At 68.8% G+C, this 16,914-nt stretch carries 19 protein-coding genes, 1 tRNA gene and 1 pseudogene; 9 read left to right on the top strand and 12 right to left on the bottom strand.

What is annotated here, in order from left to right:
* Positions 1 to 87 precede the first annotated feature (87 nt).
* The 3 genes from ACGFU6_RS17670 (at position 88) to ACGFU6_RS17660 (ending at position 1,535) form a co-directional block, all read left to right on the top strand.
* Positions 88 to 747 carry an HNH endonuclease signature motif containing protein gene (locus ACGFU6_RS17670; RefSeq protein ID WP_393611747.1) on the top strand — a complete coding sequence of 220 codons (660 nt, stop codon included), beginning with the start codon at positions 88 to 90 and terminating at the stop codon, positions 745 to 747.
* A complete protein-coding gene (locus tag ACGFU6_RS17665; RefSeq protein ID WP_393611746.1) occupies positions 744 to 1,412 on the top strand; it encodes an HNH endonuclease in 669 nt (222 codons plus the stop codon). The genes ACGFU6_RS17670 and ACGFU6_RS17665 overlap by 4 nt, the downstream gene beginning before the upstream one ends.
* A 39-nt stretch (positions 1,413 to 1,451) precedes the next feature.
* Positions 1,452 to 1,535: transfer RNA gene (locus tag ACGFU6_RS17660), tRNA-Leu, on the top strand.
* 59 nt (positions 1,536 to 1,594) lie between these two features.
* Here ACGFU6_RS17660 and rdgB read toward each other — a convergent pair.
* The 3 genes from rdgB to rph form a co-directional block, all read right to left on the bottom strand.
* Positions 1,595 to 2,197 (bottom strand): RdgB/HAM1 family non-canonical purine NTP pyrophosphatase, encoded by a 603-nt coding sequence (rdgB, locus tag ACGFU6_RS17655; RefSeq protein WP_393611745.1) that lies wholly within the window; start codon positions 2,195 to 2,197, stop codon positions 1,595 to 1,597.
* Positions 2,198 to 2,230: 33 nt separating this feature from the next.
* Positions 2,231 to 2,623: a hypothetical protein gene (locus ACGFU6_RS17650; protein WP_393611744.1), complete on the bottom strand. Its 393-nt coding sequence runs from the start codon at positions 2,621 to 2,623 to the stop codon at positions 2,231 to 2,233.
* A 136-nt stretch (positions 2,624 to 2,759) separates the two neighbouring features.
* Positions 2,760 to 3,497 (bottom strand): ribonuclease PH, encoded by a 738-nt coding sequence (rph, locus tag ACGFU6_RS17645; protein ID WP_393611742.1) that lies wholly within the window; start codon positions 3,495 to 3,497, stop codon positions 2,760 to 2,762.
* 127 nt (positions 3,498 to 3,624) lie between these two features.
* Between rph and ACGFU6_RS17640 the strand changes: the two are divergent.
* Together ACGFU6_RS17640 and ACGFU6_RS17635 are read left to right on the top strand one after the other, a co-directional pair.
* Positions 3,625 to 4,956 (top strand): annotated as a pseudogene (locus ACGFU6_RS17640) (SpoIIE family protein phosphatase); the annotation flags it as partial.
* A 34-nt stretch (positions 4,957 to 4,990) separates the two neighbouring features.
* Positions 4,991 to 5,329: a PP2C family protein-serine/threonine phosphatase gene (locus ACGFU6_RS17635; protein WP_393611741.1), complete on the top strand. Its 339-nt coding sequence runs from the start codon at positions 4,991 to 4,993 to the stop codon at positions 5,327 to 5,329.
* A 110-nt stretch (positions 5,330 to 5,439) separates the two neighbouring features.
* Here ACGFU6_RS17635 and ACGFU6_RS17630 read toward each other — a convergent pair whose 3' ends face one another.
* Complete coding sequence (locus ACGFU6_RS17630) at positions 5,440 to 5,673, bottom strand: glucose PTS transporter subunit EIIB (RefSeq protein WP_393611739.1); 234 nt, start codon at positions 5,671 to 5,673, stop codon at positions 5,440 to 5,442.
* Between the two features lie 222 nt (positions 5,674 to 5,895).
* Here ACGFU6_RS17630 and ACGFU6_RS17625 point away from each other — a divergent pair, with 222 nt between their 5' ends.
* Positions 5,896 to 7,206, top strand: a complete 1,311-nt coding sequence (locus tag ACGFU6_RS17625; RefSeq protein ID WP_393611737.1) for a PTS transporter subunit EIIC — start codon at positions 5,896 to 5,898, stop codon at positions 7,204 to 7,206.
* A gap of 259 nt (positions 7,207 to 7,465) precedes the next feature.
* Positions 7,466 to 8,716: a PTS transporter subunit EIIC gene (locus ACGFU6_RS17620; RefSeq protein WP_393611736.1), complete on the top strand. Its 1,251-nt coding sequence runs from the start codon at positions 7,466 to 7,468 to the stop codon at positions 8,714 to 8,716.
* A 106-nt stretch (positions 8,717 to 8,822) separates the two neighbouring features.
* Here the strand turns inward: ACGFU6_RS17620 and ACGFU6_RS17615 are convergent, their stop codons facing one another.
* On the bottom strand, positions 8,823 to 9,575 hold the full coding sequence (locus ACGFU6_RS17615) for an MBL fold metallo-hydrolase (protein ID WP_393611735.1): 753 nt from the start codon (positions 9,573 to 9,575) through the stop codon (positions 8,823 to 8,825).
* Positions 9,576 to 9,762: 187 nt separating this feature from the next.
* Between ACGFU6_RS17615 and ACGFU6_RS17610 the strand changes: the two genes are divergently transcribed.
* Positions 9,763 to 10,245, top strand: coding sequence for a type II toxin-antitoxin system PemK/MazF family toxin (locus ACGFU6_RS17610; RefSeq protein WP_393611733.1), 483 nt, complete (start codon positions 9,763 to 9,765; stop codon positions 10,243 to 10,245).
* A gap of 93 nt (positions 10,246 to 10,338) precedes the next feature.
* On the opposite strand, the gene ACGFU6_RS17605 is transcribed toward ACGFU6_RS17610, so the two are convergent.
* The 7 genes from ACGFU6_RS17605 to clpS form a co-directional block, all read right to left on the bottom strand.
* Complete coding sequence (locus ACGFU6_RS17605) at positions 10,339 to 11,289, bottom strand: PLP-dependent cysteine synthase family protein (protein ID WP_393611732.1); 951 nt, start codon at positions 11,287 to 11,289, stop codon at positions 10,339 to 10,341.
* Positions 11,289 to 11,567, bottom strand: coding sequence for a MoaD/ThiS family protein (locus tag ACGFU6_RS17600; protein ID WP_123525770.1), 279 nt, complete (start codon positions 11,565 to 11,567; stop codon positions 11,289 to 11,291). The genes ACGFU6_RS17605 and ACGFU6_RS17600 overlap by 1 nt, the downstream gene beginning before the upstream one ends.
* 136 nt (positions 11,568 to 11,703) lie before the next feature.
* Complete coding sequence (locus tag ACGFU6_RS17595) at positions 11,704 to 11,829, bottom strand: putative leader peptide (protein ID WP_260255956.1); 126 nt, start codon at positions 11,827 to 11,829, stop codon at positions 11,704 to 11,706.
* Positions 11,830 to 11,986: 157 nt separating this feature from the next.
* On the bottom strand, positions 11,987 to 12,418 hold the full coding sequence (locus tag ACGFU6_RS17590) for a Mov34/MPN/PAD-1 family protein (protein WP_393611729.1): 432 nt from the start codon (positions 12,416 to 12,418) through the stop codon (positions 11,987 to 11,989).
* 113 nt (positions 12,419 to 12,531) lie between these two features.
* Entirely contained in the window at positions 12,532 to 13,965 is a 1,434-nt protein-coding gene (locus ACGFU6_RS17585) for an amino acid permease (protein WP_393611727.1), read from the bottom strand.
* 317 nt (positions 13,966 to 14,282) lie between these two features.
* Positions 14,283 to 14,867: a DUF2017 domain-containing protein gene (locus tag ACGFU6_RS17580; RefSeq protein ID WP_393611726.1), complete on the bottom strand. Its 585-nt coding sequence runs from the start codon at positions 14,865 to 14,867 to the stop codon at positions 14,283 to 14,285.
* Positions 14,868 to 15,096: 229 nt separating this feature from the next.
* Positions 15,097 to 15,402: an ATP-dependent Clp protease adapter ClpS gene (gene clpS / locus ACGFU6_RS17575; RefSeq protein WP_123525765.1), complete on the bottom strand. Its 306-nt coding sequence runs from the start codon at positions 15,400 to 15,402 to the stop codon at positions 15,097 to 15,099.
* A gap of 111 nt (positions 15,403 to 15,513) precedes the next feature.
* Between clpS and ACGFU6_RS17570 the strand changes: the two genes are divergently transcribed.
* Positions 15,514 to 16,842 (top strand): nicotinate phosphoribosyltransferase, encoded by a 1,329-nt coding sequence (locus ACGFU6_RS17570; protein ID WP_393611725.1) that lies wholly within the window; start codon positions 15,514 to 15,516, stop codon positions 16,840 to 16,842.
* Positions 16,843 to 16,914 lie beyond the last annotated feature (72 nt).

The following is a 16,914-nucleotide window of genomic DNA, read 5'->3' as shown; positions in this document are numbered from 1 at the left end:
TCTTGTCGGATATCGGACGTGACTCCCCGATAATCGGTTCGTTGATCCGTACGAGGCCACGAACGCGTGGCCGGATGCGGAGGAATCATGCGAGTGAGCTCGTACCCACTAGAGCGACTCTCGGACGCCGTCTCATCATCACGGACGTTGTCCGAGGCCCTGACCAAGCTCGGGGTGGACCCCAAGAGTCCGACCAGGGCCTACCTGAGAGAACGCCTGCGGAAGTTGGGCGTGGACACCGGGCATTTCGAACGCGAGGGCGCTCGCTGGACGAGGGAGAGCCTTGAGCCCGTCGTCGTCGCTTCGAAGAGTGTGAATGAGGTGCTTCGCCGTCTCGGCCTTGAGGTGGTCGGCGGAAACCACACAAATATCAGCCGCCGCATCCGGGCGTACGGCCTGGAAACGTCTCATTTCACCCGGCCCTCACGAGCTGGTATCAAGCAGCATCGCCGGACGCCTCAGGAACTGCTGGTCCACGACGATTCACCCCACGCTCACCGCACACCCGGCGCCCGCCTCAGAGCCGCGATGACAACGCTCGGCGTCGCGGAGCAGTGCGCAATCTGCGGGATCGATCCGGTGTGGTGCGGCCGGCCTCTCCCACTGGAGGTTGACCACATCAACGGCAGGTGGCGGGACAACCGCCTGGAGAATTTGCGGCTTCTGTGCCCCAACTGCCACTCGGCGACCGACACGTATCGCGGGCGCTCCAAGGGGCGCACGCGCTACGGAGCGGACAGCCGATGAGCGACAGGCAGCGGTACACCCGGGAGCGACTCATCCAAGCTGCGGACCGGTGCGCTGACATCGGCGAAGTCATAGCGTTCTTCGGGACACGCCCGTACAGCCAACTCGACCGGTATCTGATCCGCCGGTTCGCTCACTTCGGCATCGACATCTCTCACTTCCGCCAAAAAAGCTCCGACACCGCCAGAACACGGCCGTCGGCCGGGGCACTCCACCAGGCCGTGATGGACTCACGCTCCCTGGCAGAGCTACTGCGCAAGCTCTCACGCCGGGACAACATGCATGAGCGGCATCTGGTGCGCCGGTGGATCGCCGAGGAAGGGCTGTCACTCTCGCATTTCCTTGGGCAAGCACACCAGCGCGGTATGCCGGGCCCGACTCCCGCGAAGCACCCGGACGAAGTGCTGGTGAAGCACGACACCGAGCGTCGGACGAAGACCATGGTCCTGCGGCGAGCCCTTATCGAGGTCGGCGCACCTGAGTGCTGCACAGGATGTGGGACGGAGGCCGTATGGCATGGCAAGCCCATCACCCTGGAGGTCGATCACATCAACGGCGACTGGAGCGATGACCGCGCCGAGAACCTTCGGCTCCTCTGTCCGAACTGCCATGCCATCACCGACACGTGGTGCCGCGGGAGAGCGCGCCGGAAGGTGCAGGCATAGAACTCGCCTGTCGGCGCCCGGTAGCATGTCAGGCGTCCGGCGGCGGTGGTGCAGAGGTGACACAGCAGATTTAGGATCTGTGGCCCGTGAAACGGCTTGAGGGTTCGAATCCCTTCCGCCGCACTGAGCGAAACGGCCTGCGCCCCGGGAGTCGGAGCGCAGGCCGTTCACGTGTCTAAGACTCACCCCACCAGCTCCCGCACCACCGGTACCAGTGCGCGGAACGCCAGGCCCCGGTGGCTGATCGCGTTCTTCTCCGCCGGGGTCAGCTCCGCGCAGGTGCGGGTCTCGCCCTCCGGCTGGAGGATCGGGTCGTAGCCGAAGCCGTGGGTGCCGGACGGGGTGTGGCGCAGGGTGCCGGGCAGGCGGCCCTCGACCACGCGTTCCGTGCCGTCGGGGAGCGCGAGGGCGGCGGCGCAGGCGAAGTGGGCGGCGCGGTGCGGGGCGTCGATGTCGGAGAGCTGGGCGAGGAGCAGGTCGAGGTTGGCCCGGTCGTCGCCGTGGGTGCCGGCCCAGCGGGCGGAGAAGATGCCGGGGGCGCCGCCGAGGACGTCGACGCAGAGGCCGGAGTCGTCGGCGACGGCCGGGTGGCCGGTGGCCTGCGCGAGGGCGTGGGCCTTGAGGAGGGCGTTCTCCGCGAAGGTGACGCCGGTCTCCTTGACGTCGGGAATCTCGGGGTACGCGTCCGCGCCGACGAGTTCGTGGGTGAGGCCTGCGGCGGCGAGGATCGCGTGGAGTTCGGTGATCTTCCCGGCGTTGCGGGTGGCGAGGATGAGGCGGGTCATGGGTCGATTATCGCCGCCTCGGGCATACGCCGATTACGGGGTGCAGACCTTGCCGATCTCCTTGGCCGCGTCGGTGACCGGGGTGATGTCGGGGGTCTCGTCGCCCTTGTCGATGGAGTCGCGGACGTTTCCGACGCCGTTCCGGAGGTCGTCGACGGCCTTGCTGAGGTCGGCGTTGTCGGTCTTGTCCCCGAGGTTGCCGAGTTCCTTCTCGATGTCGTCGAGGGCTTCGGAGGCCTGGCTCGGGTCGTTCGAGGCGTTGGTGACGGCCTGCTGGAGGCTGTTCACGCTGGTGGCGATGGCGTCGGCGGTCTGTACGCAGTCCATCGCCTTGTCGAGGGCGCCGCAGCCGGCTGCCGCGGTGGCGGTGAGCAGTACGGCGGTGACGGCCAGTGCGGTGCGGTGGCGTCGGTGGCGCGCGGCCATGGTGTGGTCCCTCCCCGGGTGCGGATACGCGGACGGGCGCACGGTTCGACCCGTGCGCCCGTACTCGTATCGACGCTGTGCGTGGGGACTTGGTTGCTTCTTTACCTGAGCTGGTGGCTAACCGTGCACGAGCTCGTCAGGCGCCGAGGGTGCGGGTGAGTGCGTCGTTCTGGAACGCGGTGAGGTCGACGCAGCCGGCGGTGGCGAGGTCGAGGAGGGCGTTCAGTTCGGCGCGGTCGAAGGGTTCGGCCTCGGCGGTTCCCTGGACCTCGACGAAGCGGCCGTCGCCGGTGCAGACGACGTTCATGTCGGTCTCGGCGCGGACGTCCTCCTCGTAGCAGAGGTCGAGGAGGGGGGTGCCGTCGACGATGCCGACGCTGATGGCGGAGACGGTGCCGGTCAGCGGCTTGCGGCCGTGCTTGATGATCTTCTTGCCCTGGGCCCAGGTGATGGCGTCGGCGAGGGCGACGTAGGCGCCGGTGATGGCGGCGGTGCGGGTGCCGCCGTCGGCCTGGAGGACGTCGCAGTCCAGGACGATGGTGTTCTCGCCGAGGGCCTTGTAGTCGATGACCGCGCGCAGCGAGCGGCCGATGAGGCGGCTGATCTCGTGGGTGCGGCCACCGATCTTGCCGCGTACGGACTCACGGTCGCCGCGGGTGTTGGTGGAGCGGGGAAGCATGGAGTACTCGGCGGTGACCCATCCTTCGCCGCTGCCCTTGCGCCAGCGCGGGACGCCTTCGGTGACGGAGGCGGTGCAGAAGACTTTGGTGTCGCCGAAGGAGACGAGTACGGATCCTTCGGCGTGCTTGCTCCATCCGCGTTCGATGGTGACGGGGCGGAGCTGGTCGGGGGTGCGGCCGTCGATACGAGACATGGCGGAAGCCTAGCGGCCGGATGACAGGGCCTTTGGCCTGCCGTCCAGGGACTTTCGACATTTACTGTGCAAATGCGATTTTGCTTAATATTTAGAGGTAAATGGTCTTCAATGCAGGAAGGTTTGAATGTCTGTCCCCATGAGCGAGACGATCCGGCCACAGGCCGCACCGCACGTCACCGGGATGGACGGGCTGCCGTTCGCCCAGGTACTGGAGGGTGCGCCGCACGGCGTTCTCGTCGCGTCCGCCGAGCTGGATGCGACGGCGGTGTACGCGAACGAGCGGCTGGCGGAGCTGTTCGGCACTGCGGTGCCGATGGAGCCGGGCGGGCTGGCGCGGGCCGCGACGTCGTTCCATGACCGCAACGGTGAGCCGATGCGGTTCTCCGAGACGCCGCTGGGCATCGCGCTGGGGCTGCGGCGTCCGTCGCGGGCGGAGATGCGGTATCAGCCGGAGGGCCGCCCGGCGCTGTGGCTGGACATCAGCGCGAGTCCCCTCGTCCGCGGTCCGGGCGAGCAGCCGCTGGCGGTCGCGCACGTGCATGACGTCTCGCAGCAGCGGCGCTCGGCCGGTGAGCTGGACGAGGTGAACCGCCGGCTCGCCGAGCAGTTGGAGGACGCGACCTGGGTGCACAGCCTGACCGAGCGGCTGACGGATCACGACACCGTGGACGGCCTGCTGCACCAGGTGCTGGGTGAGGGGGCGCGGCTGTTGCAGGCGGAGATGGGGGTGGCGCGGTTGCGGAGTGAGGACGGCACCTCGATGGAGACGCGTGCGCTGTGCGGGCGGCCGGCGGATGTGCGGGTGGTGCGTGAGGCGATCGCGGCGTTGCAGCCGGGGAAGTTCCTGGTGGACGAGGCCGAGGATGCGGGGGGTGCGCTGATCGTGGAGGACGTGGAGACGGACCCGTCGTGCTCCGCGAGCGTCCGGGCGATGGCGCGGGCGGCGGGTTTTCGCAGTGCCTACGCGTTGGCGTTGAGCACGACGTCGGGCAGGCGGCTGGGCGTGCTGGCGTGGGCGTGGCGCAGGCCCGGACGGCCGACGGTGCGGCAGCGGCAGCTGGTGGGGACGTACTGCCGGTTCGCCGGGCAGATGGTCGAGAACAACATGCTGTACGAGCGTGAGCGCCGGATCGCGGGGACGCTCCAGCAGTCGATGCTGGCGCAGGAGCTGCCGGAGATCGCCGGGGTGCAGATCGCCGCGTGCAGTCTGCCGGGGGCGCGGGGGATGCAGGCCGGGGGCGACTGGTACGACGTGGTGGTGTTGCCCGGCGGCAAGGCGGGTCTCGCGTTGGGCGACGTCATGGGCAAGGGGCTGCGGGCGGCGACGGCGATGGGGCAGTTGCGTACGGCGTTGCGCAGTTACGCGCTGGTGGAGGGCGAGGATCCGGTGGCGGTGCTGACGGATCTGAACGCGTTGAGCCAGGACATGGCCCTGACGGATCTGGCGACGGTGCTGTACCTGACGGTGGGATCCGCAGGAGCGCAGGGCGGTGGTGGCGTCGGCCGGACATTGTCCGCCGTTGCTGGTCGACCATTCGGGGGCGCGGTTCCTGCGTGCGGGGCAGGGCGTGCCGTTGGGTGTGGTCGACGAGTGGGACGCGGAGGCGGACGAGTTCGAGCTGCCGGCGGGAGCGTTGCTGGTGCTGTACACGGACGGCTTGGTGGAGCGGCGCGGGGAGGAGTTGGGGGTGGGACTGGAGCGGTTGCGTGCGGCGGCGTTGGCGGCGCCCTCGGACGTGGGTGACCTGTGCGCGTATCTGGTGGAGGCGTGTCTGGGTGAGAGCGAGGCCACGGACGACGTGGCGATCCTGTCGGTGCGGGTGCGCTGATCGGGTTGTGCGCGGCGCGGAGGCCGGCGCCGGGTGCACCGCAGGCCCCGTCCTGGTGGGACGGGGCCTGCGGGTGTCGGGCCCGGGGCCCGTACGGGTTCAGCGGTGGGTCACATCATGTCTTCGATGTCGGCGGCGATGGGGTCCGCGTCGGTGCCGATGACGACCTGGATCGCGGTGCCCATCTTGACGACGCCGTGGGCGCCGGCGGCCTTGAGCGCGGCTTCGTCGACCTTGCTCGCGTCGATGACCTCGGTGCGGAGGCGGGTGATGCAGCCTTCGACCTCTTCGATGTTGTCGATTCCGCCGAGCCCGGCGACGATCTTCTCAGCCTTGCTGGCCATGGCCTTCTCCCTGGTTCTTCACGTACATGTGACGGCCCACCATGGGTCCGTTTCGTCACGGTAACGCACGGTTGGCCCAACTTCGCGGGCGGGCAGCCGAGCCATCGCCAATGATGACGATCACCGGCGCCCTGCCTTCCGGGCGGGCTCCGCACCGTACCGCAACTGGTCTACACCAGTGTGCAACAACCCCCAATCGCGCCTTGTTCCGGGAGGACGCCGATGAGCTCAAGCAGCGCAGCGATCCCACAGAAGCAGTGGTGGAACGGTCTGTTCCAGGGCCTGCAGAAGATGGGGCGCAGCCTTCAGCTGCCGATCGCCGTGCTGCCTGCGGCGGGCATTCTCAACCGGCTCGGCCAGCCGGACGTGTTCGGTGACGACGGTCTGGGCTGGACCAACCTCGCCAAGGTGTTCGCGGCGGCCGGTGGCGCACTGCTCGACTCGGGGCTCGGTCTTCCGCTGCTGTTCTGTGTCGGCGTGGCGATCGGGATGGCGAAGAAGTCGGACGGTTCGACGGCGCTGGCGGCGGTGACGGGCTTCCTCGTCTACTACGCGGTGCTGCACGCCTTCCCGGTGGACTGCGACGAGGGTTCGACGTTCGTGTCGGGCGGCGTCTGGTTCGGTACGTGCGTCACGGGCGACGCGCAGGTGACGGCGGCCGCGTACCAGAACCCGGGGGTGTTCGGCGGGATCGTGATGGGGCTGATGGCGGCCTGGTTCTGGCAGCGGTACCACCGGGTCAAGCTGGTGGACTGGCTGGGCTTTTTCAACGGCCGCCGACTGGTCCCGATCATCATGGCGTTCGTCGGTCTGGTCTTCGCGGCGTTGTGCGCGTGGCTGTGGCAGCCGGTCGGTGACGGTCTGACCAGCTTCTCCGAGTGGCTGGTGGGCCTGAACTGGCTGGGTTCCGGCATCTTCGGTGTGGCCAACCGCGCGCTGCTCGTGTTCGGTCTTCATCAGTTCCTGAACACGTTCGTCTGGTTCCAGTTCGGTGACTACACGAAGCCCGACGGGACGATGGTGCACGGTGACATCAACCGGTTCCTGGCGGGTGACCCGACCGCGGGGCAGTTCACCACGGGCTTCTTCCCGATCATGATGTTCGCTCTCCCCGCGGCCGCGCTGGCGATCTACCACTGCGCGAAGCCGCATCGCCGCAAGGCGGTCGGGGGTCTGATGGTGTCGGTCGGCCTGACATCGTTCGTGACGGGAATCACGGAGCCGATCGAGTACTCGTTCCTGTTCGTCGCACCCGTGCTGTACGCGATCCACGCGGTGCTGACGGGTGTCTCGATGGCGCTCTCGTGGGCGCTCGGGGTGAAGGACGGCTTCAGCTTCTCGGCGGGCCTGATCGACTACGTCATCAACTGGAGCCTGGCCACCAAACCATGGCTGATCATCCCGATCGGGCTGGGCTTCGCCGTGGTGTACTACGCGATCTTCCGGTTCGCGATCATCAGGTTCAACCTCCAGACCCCGGGCCGGGAGCCCGACGAGGTGGAGGAAGAAATCGAGAGCAACCTCACGAAGTAGCCGCCGGTAAGGGCTTGTAGCCCGTACCGCCAAGGCCCCCGGACCACTCGGTCCGGGGGCCTTCGGCATGTCACGTTGCGTGTGCGATGGCCACTGCGAAGTAGTCGCAAATTGCAGGTTCCTTATCTAACCCTCACCGTGCTAAAACTGGTCTACACCACTCAGTGGTCCAGACCACGTGGCGTTCTGCCGCGTCTATCGAGTCGTCGCCCACCAAAAAACCTGTCCCTGGCGGCGCCTTGCCTACTGGAGGAAGTTGATGAGTACGGCCACCGCCACGGCGGCCCCCGCGAAGAAGCGGGGCTCCGGCCTGTTCCAGGGCCTGCAGAAGGTGGGACGCAGCCTCCAGCTGCCGATCGCCGTGCTGCCGGCCGCGGGCATTCTGCTCCGCCTCGGCCAGCCCGACGTCTTCGGTGACGACGGCCTCGGCTGGCACAAAGTCGCCTCCGTGTTCGCCACCGCGGGTGCGGCGGTCTTCGACAACCTGCCGCTGCTCTTCTGCATCGGTGTCGCGATCGGCTTCGCCAAGAAGTCGGACGGCTCCACCGCCCTGGCAGGCCTCGTCGGCTTCCTGGTCTACAGCAACGTCCTGAAGGCCTTCCCGGTCACCGAAGCGGTGATCCAGAAGGGCGCGGACACCGCGGCGACGTACAACAACCCGGGTGTCCTCGGCGGCATCCTGATGGGTCTCGTCACGGCGATCCTGTGGCAGAAGCTCCACCGCACCAAGCTGGTCGACTGGCTCGGCTTCTTCAACGGCCGCCGTCTCGTCCCGATCGTCATGGCCTTCGTCGGTGTGATCTTCGGTGTGTTCTTCGGCCTGGTCTGGGAACCGATCGGCGACCTCATAGCCGACTTCGGTGAGTGGATGACGGGCCTCGGCTCCTTCGGCGCCGGACTCTTCGGCCTGATCAACCGCGCGCTGCTGCCCGTGGGCATGCACCAGTTCGTCAACACCGTCTCGTGGTTCCAGCTGGGTGACTTCACCGACGCCACGGGCGCCGTCGTGCACGGTGACCTGAACCGCTTCTTCGCCGGTGACCCGACCGCCGGTCAGTTCATGTCGGGCTTCTTCCCGATCATGATGTTCGGCCTCCCGGCCGCCGCCATCGCCATCGCCCACGCCGCTCGCCCCGAGCGCCGCAAGGCCGTGATGGGCATGATGGTCTCCCTCGCGCTGACCTCGTTCGTCACCGGTGTGACCGAGCCGATCGAGTTCTCGTTCATGTTCATCGCGCCCGTGCTCTACGCGATCCACGCCGTCCTGACCGCCATCTCGATGGCCGTCACCTGGGCGCTCGGCGTGCACGCCGGGTTCACGTTCTCGGCCGGCTTCATCGACTACGCGCTGAACTGGAACCTGGCGACCAAGCCGTGGCTGATCATCCCGATCGGCCTCGTCTTCGGAGCGCTCTACTACGTGCTCTTCCGCTTCGCGATCACCAAGTTCAACCTCACCACCCCGGGCCGTGAGCCCGAGGAAGAGGTCGAGGACCTGACCAAGGCGTAAGCCCGGTCGGCCCGTACCCCAAGAGGCCCTCACCTTCCCGGCGGAAGGTGAGGGCCTCTTTGTGCGTACGGGGGCCGGCGTCGCCCCTCGTACGGGGCCGGCGCCGTCAGATCTCGTAGACCGCGCCCGGGACCGCCAGCTCGGTCGGGCCGTCGAAGACCTCGCGGGCGTCGGACAGGTTGCGTCCGGCGTCGGTCCACGGCGGGATGTGGGTGAGGACCAGGCGCCCCACCCCGGCGCGGGCGGCGAGCTCGCCGGCCTGGCGCCCGTTGAGGTGGAGGTCCGGGATGTCCTCCTTGCCGTCCACGAACGACGCCTCGCAGAGGAAGAGGCCGGCGCCCTCGGCCAGCTCGTCCAGGGACTCGCACGGCCCGGTGTCGCCGGAGTACGTGAGCGAGCTGCCGCCGTGCTCGACGCGGATACCGAAGGTCTCGACGGGGTGGCGGAGCTTCTCCGTACGGACCGAGAAGGGGCCGATCTCGAAGGAACCCGGCTTCAGCGTGTGGAAGTCGAAGACCTCGCCCATCGCATGGTCGGACGGGGTGTCGGCATGCGCGGTGGTGAGCCGCTGCTCGGTGCCGTCGGGGCCGTAGACCGGGATCCGGGCCGGGCGTCCGCCCTCGTGCGGGTAGTAGCGGACGACGAAGTAGGCGCACATGTCGATGCAGTGATCGGCATGGAGGTGGCTGAGGAAGATGGCGTCGAGGTCGTAGAGACCGACGTGGCGCTGCAGCTCGCCGAGGGCGCCGTTGCCCATGTCGAGGAGCAGCCTGAAGCCGTCGGCCTCTACGAGGTAGCTCGAGCATGCCGATCCCGCGGACGGGAACGAGCCGGAGCATCCGACGACGGTGAGCTTCATGGAGCGTGAACCTCCGAGAGTGGGAACGGGGAGGGTTCGTGCGGTTCCGTACGTGTGCGTTGAGCGGTTTGTTGAGCGTAAGGCGCGAAAGAGGCGGTCGCTCCTTCGAGGAGTGTCGTTGTGGGGGAACTCACCTGCGCTGTCACCGGTTCGATGGAAGCGCCGGCCCTGGCGGTACCTTCGGGACATGAATATGACCGGCTGGTGGATCGCGTTCGCCCTCGTCCTCCTGCTCGGGCTCGTCGCGGCGCTGAACGACGGGCGCAAGCGTGGCGGCCGGCGGCCGCAGGGGCGCTCCGGCGCACGGTCGCGGCCGCCGGCGGGGCCGGGGCGCGGCAAGAGGCCGGCGGACGGCGGAAAGCCGAGGGCCGGTGAGATCTGGTGGGCCGAGGTGCCGTTCGAGGACGGGCCGGGATCGAAGGACCGGCCGTGTCTCGTGATGTCGGTACGGGGCGGAGTCGCTCGCGTCGCGAAGATCACGAGCAAGGACCACGGGGAGCGCGCTGGGGTGATCGCGCTCCCCCGGGGCACGGTCGGCGACGCGCGGGGGCGGGAAAGTTTCCTGGAGACGGACGAGCTGCGCCGGGTGGCCGTGCGGGACTTCCGGCGACGGGTCGGCGAGCTGGACCCGCAGGTGTGGGAGCGGGTACGAGGTGGCCGCCGGGCCTGACACACGGAAGGGCGGACCGGGGTCCCGGTCCGCCCTTCCGTGTGTGAGGTGCGCTGTCGTGCGCGTGAGGTGCGCCGCTGCGCGTCGCTCGTGCTACGCCCAGAGCTGGCCCTGCAGCGTTTCGATCGCGGCTTCCGTCGTGGGCGCGGTGTAGACGCCCGTCGACAGGTACTTCCAGCCGCCGTCCGCGACGACGAAGACGATGTCGGCGCGCTCACCGGCCTTGACCGCCTTGTTGCCCACGCCGATCGCGGCGTGCAGCGCGGCGCCCGTGGAGACGCCGGCGAAGATGCCCTCCTGCTGGAGGAGTTCGCGGGTGCGGGTGACGGCGTCGGCGGAGCCGACGGAGAAGCGGGTGGTGAGGACCGAGGCGTCGTACAGCTCGGGGACGAAGCCCTCGTCGAGGTTGCGCAGGCCGTAGACCAGGTCGTCGTAGCGCGGCTCGGCGGCGACGATCCTGATGCCCTCGACGTTCTCGCGGAGGTAGCGGCCGACGCCCATGAGGGTGCCCGTGGTGCCGAGGCCGGCCACGAAGTGGGTGATCGAGGGGAGGTCGGTGAGGATCTCCGGGCCGGTGGTGGCGTAGTGGGCGCCCGCGTTGTCGGGGTTGCCGTACTGGTAGAGCATCACCCAGTCCGGGTGCTCCGCCGAGAGCTCCTTGGCGACGCGGACGGCGGTGTTGGAGCCGCCCGCCGCCGGGGAGGCGATGATCTCGGCGCCCCACATGGTGAGGAGGTCGCGCCGTTCCTGAGAGGTGTTCTCGGGCATCACGCAGACGATGCGGTAGCCCTTGAGCCTCGCCGCCATGGCGAGCGAGATGCCGGTGTTGCCGCTGGTGGGTTCGAGGATGGTGCAGCCGGGGGTGAGCCGGCCGTCCTTCTCGGCCTGCTCGACCATGTGGAGCGCGGGGCGGTCCTTGATCGAGCCGGTGGGGTTGCGGTCCTCCAGCTTGGCCCAGATGCGGACGTCGTCCGACGGTGACAGCAGCGGCAGGCGGACGAGCGGGGTGTTGCCCACTGCGGCGAGCGGGCTGTCGTAGCGCATCAGTTCATGCCGCCGGCGACGGCCGGGAGGATGGTGATGCTGTCGCCGTCACTGAGCTTGGTGGAGATGCCGTCGAGGAAGCGGACGTCCTCGTCGTTGAGGTACACGTTCACGAAGCGGCGCAGCTGGTCACCGTCGACGATGCGCTCGCGGATGCCGGTGTGGCGGGTCTCCAGGTCCGTGAAGAGGTCGGCGAGGGTCTCTCCGCTGGCCTCGACGGCCTTGGCGCCGTCGGTGTAGGTGCGGAGGATGGTCGGGATGCGGACCTCGATGGCCATGGCGTGGGCTCCTGTCGAAGCGGAGTGGTGACGGTGGGCGTGGGGCGCGCGGCTCTGCCCCCGCGCGGGGTGGAACGTGTGTGGTGGTGCGGGTGCGGGTGGCGCCCGGCCGGGCGGCGCCTGCCCTCGGCCCGGCTCAGGCCTCGCGGCCGGCGGGCCGGCGGTTCGTACAGATCGCGCTGGAGAGGCGGCACAGATCGACGTGCAGGCGCGCCACGAGCAGCGTGCCCGGCGTCTTGTCGCTCACGTCATGGAGAACCATGGGCTCATCGTATCGATTCCCGGTCCGGAATCTGGAATGTGATCTCACCTGGTGGATGGCGGGCGTTCGACAGGTGGACAGGGCCGGTTCGGCGGCCCTGTCCTGCCGGTGGCGCGGGGGCCGGGGCCGCGGGTCGGGCGGGGTCGGCGGCCGTGGGTCAGGCGGTGTCGGGGGCGCCGGTGATCTCGACGTCCTCCTCGGTGATCTCGCCGTCCACGATGCGGTAAGAGCGGAACTGGAAGGGCCCGGCCCCGTCGGCGTCGGCGGTCGAGACCAGGACGTAGTGGGCGCCCGGTTCGTTGGCGTAGGTGACGTCGGTGCGCGAGGGGTAGGCCTCGGTCGCCGTGTGCGAGTGGTAGACGATCACGGGCTCCTCGTCGCGGTCGTCCATGTCGCGGTAGAGCTTGAGGAGGTCGGCCGAGTCGAACTCGTAGAACGTGGGCGAACGGGCCGCGTTGAGCATGGGGACGAAGCGTTCGGCGCGGCCCGTTCCGGCCGGACCGGCGACCACGCCGCACGCCTCGTCGGGGTGGTCGGCGCGGGAGTGCGCGACGATCTGGTCGTACAGCGCCTGGGTGATGGTCAGCATGGCGCCCAGGATAGGACGACGGGCCACCGCGTACCGAGGAGTGGTACGCGGCGGCCCGCATCATGGACACGGCCCTTGGGGCGGCTGCCCGCAGCAGGGAGGTGCCGGTGTTCTCAGCGGCCGGCGAAGGCCTTGTTCCCGGGGTTGCGGGCCTTGAGGACCAGGTAGGAGACGCCGAGGATCAGGGCCCACAGGGGGGCGCAGTACAGGGAGATCCTGGCGTCCTTGTCGATGCCCATCATCACGATGACCATGCCGATGAAGGCGAGCGCGAAGACGCTGGTGTACGGGGCGCCGGGGGCCCGGAAGCTCGACTGCGGGAGGACTCCGCGGTCGGCCAGCCGGCGGTAGCGGATCTGACTGATCAGGATCATGATCCAGGCCCACATGCCGGAGATGGTGGCGAAGGAGACGACGTAGGTGAAGGCGTCTCCGGGCCACTGGTAGTTGATCCAGACGCCGACGAGCATGAGGGCGGCCGAGACGGTGGTGCCGACGAGCGGGGTGCCGCTCCTGGTCAGCCGGGTGAAGAACTTCGGGCCCTGGCCGTTGAGCGCGAGGTCGCGCAGCATGCGGCCGGTCGAGTACATGCCGGAGTTGCAGGAGGACAGCGCCGCCGTCAGGACGACGAAGTTGACGATGCCCGCGCCGACGCCGAGGCCCATCTTCTGGAAGGCGGCGACGAACGGGGAGACGTCCGGCGAGAACTCGGTCCAGGGGACCACCGAGAGGATCATGACGAGCGCGCCGACGTAGAAGACGGCGATGCGCCAGGGCACCGTGTTGATGGCCTTGGGCAGGACGGTCTTGGGGTCCTTGGACTCGCCTGCGGTGACACCGACCAGTTCGACGGCGAGGAAGGCGAACATCACGATCTGCAGGGTCATCAGGGTGCCCTTGATGCCGTGCGGGAAGAAGCCGCCGTCGGCCCAGAGGTGCGTGACGGACGCGGTGTCGCCGGCGTCGGAGAAGCCGAGGGTGAGGATTCCGGCGCAGATGAGGATCATGCCGACGATGGCGGTGACCTTGACCATCGAGAACCAGAATTCGAGCTCACCGAAGAGCTTCACTGAAATAAGGTTCACGCCGTACAGAATGATGGTGAAGATTAGCGCGGAGACCCATTGCGGAATGTCGAACCAGAACGTCATGTACTGGGCGGCCGCAGTGACTTCGGTGATTCCGGTGACCACCCAGAAAAGCCAGTAGGTCCAGCCGGTGACGAATCCCGCGAAGGGTCCGATGAATTCGCGGGCGTACTCGGAGAACGAACCCGAGACCGGGCGGTACATGAGGAGTTCGCCCAGTGCCCGCATGATGAAGAAGATCACCAGGCCCGCAATGGCGTAGGCCAGGACGAGACTGGGTCCGGCCTTGGCGATGGCCTTGCCGGCGCCGAGGAAAAGGCCGGTGCCGATGGCCCCGCCGATGGCGATCATCTGGATCTGGCGTGCTCCGAGGGCGCGCTGGTAGCCCTCGCCCGAGGTTTCGTCCGCAGCTGTGGCCCGCGGCTCTTCCTGTCCCTCTTCGACTTTCGCCGATGTCATGTGGTGCGCCCTTTCTCCACGCTGATCCGCGCCTTGCGGCTGCGGATCAGTTCCTGATCCCCCCGGATATGGATGGAGTGCCGCCGGTGGTTACCGGTCGATAGCGCCCTCGGGAACAGGGGTGGCGTCCCCGAGTGGTCGTGAAGATTTATCACGGGCACAACGGTGACCCACTGGACATTATGTGGCGCATGCCACAGGAAAAAGGGGACAACGGGGTTCAGCTCACTGCAAAGAAGGCCGAACAGGTGACGTGATCGTTATGAGGATTTGAGCGTCCTCTGAGCGAACACGCCGGGTCCGGCCGGGGCGCCGCGTTACGGCATCAGGGTCTCGATGAGCGTTTCCTGGAGGCCGCCCAGCCAGAGGTAGGCCATGACCATGGGCTTGCGCGGGTCGCTGTCGGGCAGCCGGTAGAGCGAGCCCTCCTCGCCGCCGTCCTCGTCGGAGACCTCCAGGCGGGCGCCGATGGTCAGGCGCAGGTCGTTGAGGGACCCCAGCCAGCTGCGGCACTCGCCGGCGTCGAGCCTGAGCACCGCGCCGCCGTCCCCGACGGGCGAGAGTCCGTCCAGGGTGCGTACGACGACGAGGGCGTCGTCGCGCTTGCGGGTGCGCAGGTCGTTCTCGGTGAAGCGGCGGAACTCGGAGGAGGCGGCGCGCAGTTCGTCGTCCCCGTCGCCGTAGGCCTCGGGGAAGAGCCGGGCCAGGGCGGGGTCGCCGGGCGGTTCGCTGGGGCCCTCGGCAAAGAGCGCGGCGAGCGGGTCCTCGCCCTCGGCGGGTTCGTCGCCGGGGCCGATGAGCTCCAGCAGCTGGACGGCGAGGGAGCGCAGGATCGCGACCTCCACCTCGTCGAGCGCGACGGCCGCGCCGCCGCCGGGAGTGGCCTCGAAGTGGCCGGCCATGGGTTCTCTCCGATGGTGGTCGGGCGTGCGGGGCGGGACAGGGCAGGGCGGAGGGCGTGCGGTGCTAGTGCCGCGTCAGTCAAGGTTTGCCCGTCAAGGAGCGGCGTCAGGTGCGTGCTCTCGGCGTGCCGGCCGGAAGCCCTTGTACTGGATGTACTTGGGTTTTCGGCCGGTGCGGCGAGAGTGCGTGCCGGGCGTCGCGACGGGGCGGACCTTGGCTGACGCGGCACTAGTTGCGGTCCTGGGTGAGGGTGGCCCAGAGCCCGTAACCGTGCATCGCCTGGACGTCGCGCTCCATCTCCTCGCGGCTTCCGCTGGAGACGACGGCGCGGCCCTTCTGGTGGACGTCGAGCATGAGCTTGTGGGCCTTGTCCTTCGAATAGCCGAAGTAGGCCTGGAAGACATAGCTCACGTAGCTCATGAGGTTGACCGGGTCGTTGTGGACCAACGTCACCCAGGGGACGTCGGGCTCGGGGACAACGAGGTTCTCCTCGGCCGATTCGGGACGTTCGATCTCTACGGGGGCGACGCTCACCTACCCCATGCTGCCACCCGGGAGGGGGCATCGCACAAACGGCCCCGGCACCGCGCCGGGCAAACCACCCCCATCTCGTCACTCTGACGAAATAGGGGTAGCATCCCCGGCATGAACTCTGCGGACCTTGGGCGACGGGTCGGTGTGCCCTCGACAGCGCTCTTCACCGACCAGTACGAGCTCACGATGGTGCAGGCCGCGCTGAAGGCCGGCACCGCCGACCGGCGCTCGGTCTTCGAGGCGTTCACCCGCCGGCTGCCCGAGGGGCGGCGCTACGGCGTCGTCGCGGGCACCGGGCGGGTCCTGGACGCGGTCGAGAACTTCCACTTCGACGACGAGATGCTGGCCTTCCTGCGCGACCAGAACGTGGTCGACGGGCCGACGCTCGACTATCTGGCCGATTTCCGCTTCAGCGGGGACATCTGGGGCTACCCGGAGGGCGAGGTGTACTTCCCCGGCTCGCCGATCCTGCGGGCCGAGGGCTCCTTCGCCGAGTGCGTGCTGCTGGAGACGGTGATCCTGTCGATCCTCAACCACGACTCGGCGATCGCCGCCGCGGCCTCGCGGATGTCGTCGGCCGCGGGCGGACGCGGGCTGATCGAGATGGGCGCGCGCCGCACCCACGAGCTGTCGGCGGTGGCCTCGGCCCGTGCCGCGTACGTCGGCGGCTTCGACACCACCTCCGACCTGGCCGCGGGCTTCCGCTACAACATCCCGACCGTCGGGACGAGCGCCCACGCCTTCACCCTGCTGCACGACTCCGAGCGCGACGCGTTCCGGGCCCAGGTCGACTCGCTGGGGCGCGACACGACGCTGCTGGTCGACACGTACGACGTGACGGCGGCGGTCCGTACGGCGGTGGAGGTCGCCGGGACGGAGCTGGGCGCGGTCCGGATCGACTCCGGTGACCTGCTGCTGGTCGCACACCGGGTGCGCCAGCAGCTGGACGAGCTTGGCGCCACGGGCACGAGGATCGTGGTGACCTCGGACCTGGACGAGTACGCCATCGCCTCGCTGGCCGCCGCGCCGGTGGACGCGTACGGGGTCGGCACCCAGCTGGTGACCGGCAGCGGGCAGCCGACCTGCTCGATGGTCTACAAGCTGGTGGCGCGGGCCGCCTCCGCCGACCCGGCGGACCCGCTGCGGCCGGTGGCGAAGAAGTCGCTGGGCGCGAAGACCTCCATCGGCGGCCGCAAGTGGGCGGCGCGCCGGCTGGACGAGGACGGGGTGGCCGAGGCCGAGGTGATCGGCACCGGTCCGGTGCCGCCGGAGCTGGCGGACCGGCAGCTGCTGGTGGAGCTGGTCCGGGGCGGCGAGGTGGTCGCCCGTGAGCCGCTGGACGCGGCCCGGGAGCGGCACATCGCCGCGCGGGCGGGGCTGCCGATGTCCGCGATGCAGCTGTCGCGGGGCGAGCCGGTGATTCCCACCGAGTACCTGTGAAGAGGTGAGCGGCTGCCGGGGCCACCCGGCGGCCGCCGCGTCCCGGATCTCCCCCGAAGCCCGAAGCGCACG

Source organism: Streptomyces sp. NPDC048462, from assembly GCF_043200175.1.
In the GTDB taxonomy this organism is placed as follows: Bacteria; Actinomycetota; Actinomycetes; order Streptomycetales; family Streptomycetaceae; genus Streptomyces.
This window is presented reverse-complemented; position numbering and strand designations above follow the sequence as displayed.

Excerpts from the sequence above, each read along its gene's own strand:
- ACGFU6_RS17620 (WP_393611736.1), top strand. The coding sequence starts at position 7,466 with ATGAGTACGGCCACCGCCACGGCGGCCCCCGCGAAGAAGCGGGGCTCC.
- rdgB (WP_393611745.1), bottom strand. The coding sequence starts at position 2,197 with ATGACCCGCCTCATCCTCGCCACCCGCAACGCCGGGAAGATCACCGAA.
- ACGFU6_RS17650 (WP_393611744.1), bottom strand. The coding sequence starts at position 2,623 with ATGGCCGCGCGCCACCGACGCCACCGCACCGCACTGGCCGTCACCGCC.
- ACGFU6_RS17585 (WP_393611727.1), bottom strand. The coding sequence starts at position 13,965 with ATGACATCGGCGAAAGTCGAAGAGGGACAGGAAGAGCCGCGGGCCACA.
- rph (WP_393611742.1), bottom strand. The coding sequence starts at position 3,497 with ATGTCTCGTATCGACGGCCGCACCCCCGACCAGCTCCGCCCCGTCACC.
- ACGFU6_RS17600 (WP_123525770.1), bottom strand. The coding sequence starts at position 11,567 with ATGGCCATCGAGGTCCGCATCCCGACCATCCTCCGCACCTACACCGAC.
- ACGFU6_RS17605 (WP_393611732.1), bottom strand. The coding sequence starts at position 11,289 with ATGCGCTACGACAGCCCGCTCGCCGCAGTGGGCAACACCCCGCTCGTC.
- ACGFU6_RS17590 (WP_393611729.1), bottom strand. The coding sequence starts at position 12,418 with ATGCTGACCATCACCCAGGCGCTGTACGACCAGATCGTCGCGCACTCC.
- ACGFU6_RS17580 (WP_393611726.1), bottom strand. The coding sequence starts at position 14,867 with ATGGCCGGCCACTTCGAGGCCACTCCCGGCGGCGGCGCGGCCGTCGCG.
- ACGFU6_RS17665 (WP_393611746.1), top strand. The coding sequence starts at position 744 with ATGAGCGACAGGCAGCGGTACACCCGGGAGCGACTCATCCAAGCTGCG.
- ACGFU6_RS17625 (WP_393611737.1), top strand. The coding sequence starts at position 5,896 with ATGAGCTCAAGCAGCGCAGCGATCCCACAGAAGCAGTGGTGGAACGGT.
- ACGFU6_RS17570 (WP_393611725.1), top strand. The coding sequence starts at position 15,514 with ATGAACTCTGCGGACCTTGGGCGACGGGTCGGTGTGCCCTCGACAGCG.
- ACGFU6_RS17595 (WP_260255956.1), bottom strand. The coding sequence starts at position 11,829 with ATGGTTCTCCATGACGTGAGCGACAAGACGCCGGGCACGCTGCTCGTG.
- ACGFU6_RS17670 (WP_393611747.1), top strand. The coding sequence starts at position 88 with ATGCGAGTGAGCTCGTACCCACTAGAGCGACTCTCGGACGCCGTCTCA.
- ACGFU6_RS17615 (WP_393611735.1), bottom strand. The coding sequence starts at position 9,575 with ATGAAGCTCACCGTCGTCGGATGCTCCGGCTCGTTCCCGTCCGCGGGA.
- ACGFU6_RS17630 (WP_393611739.1), bottom strand. The coding sequence starts at position 5,673 with ATGGCCAGCAAGGCTGAGAAGATCGTCGCCGGGCTCGGCGGAATCGAC.
- ACGFU6_RS17610 (WP_393611733.1), top strand. The coding sequence starts at position 9,763 with ATGAATATGACCGGCTGGTGGATCGCGTTCGCCCTCGTCCTCCTGCTC.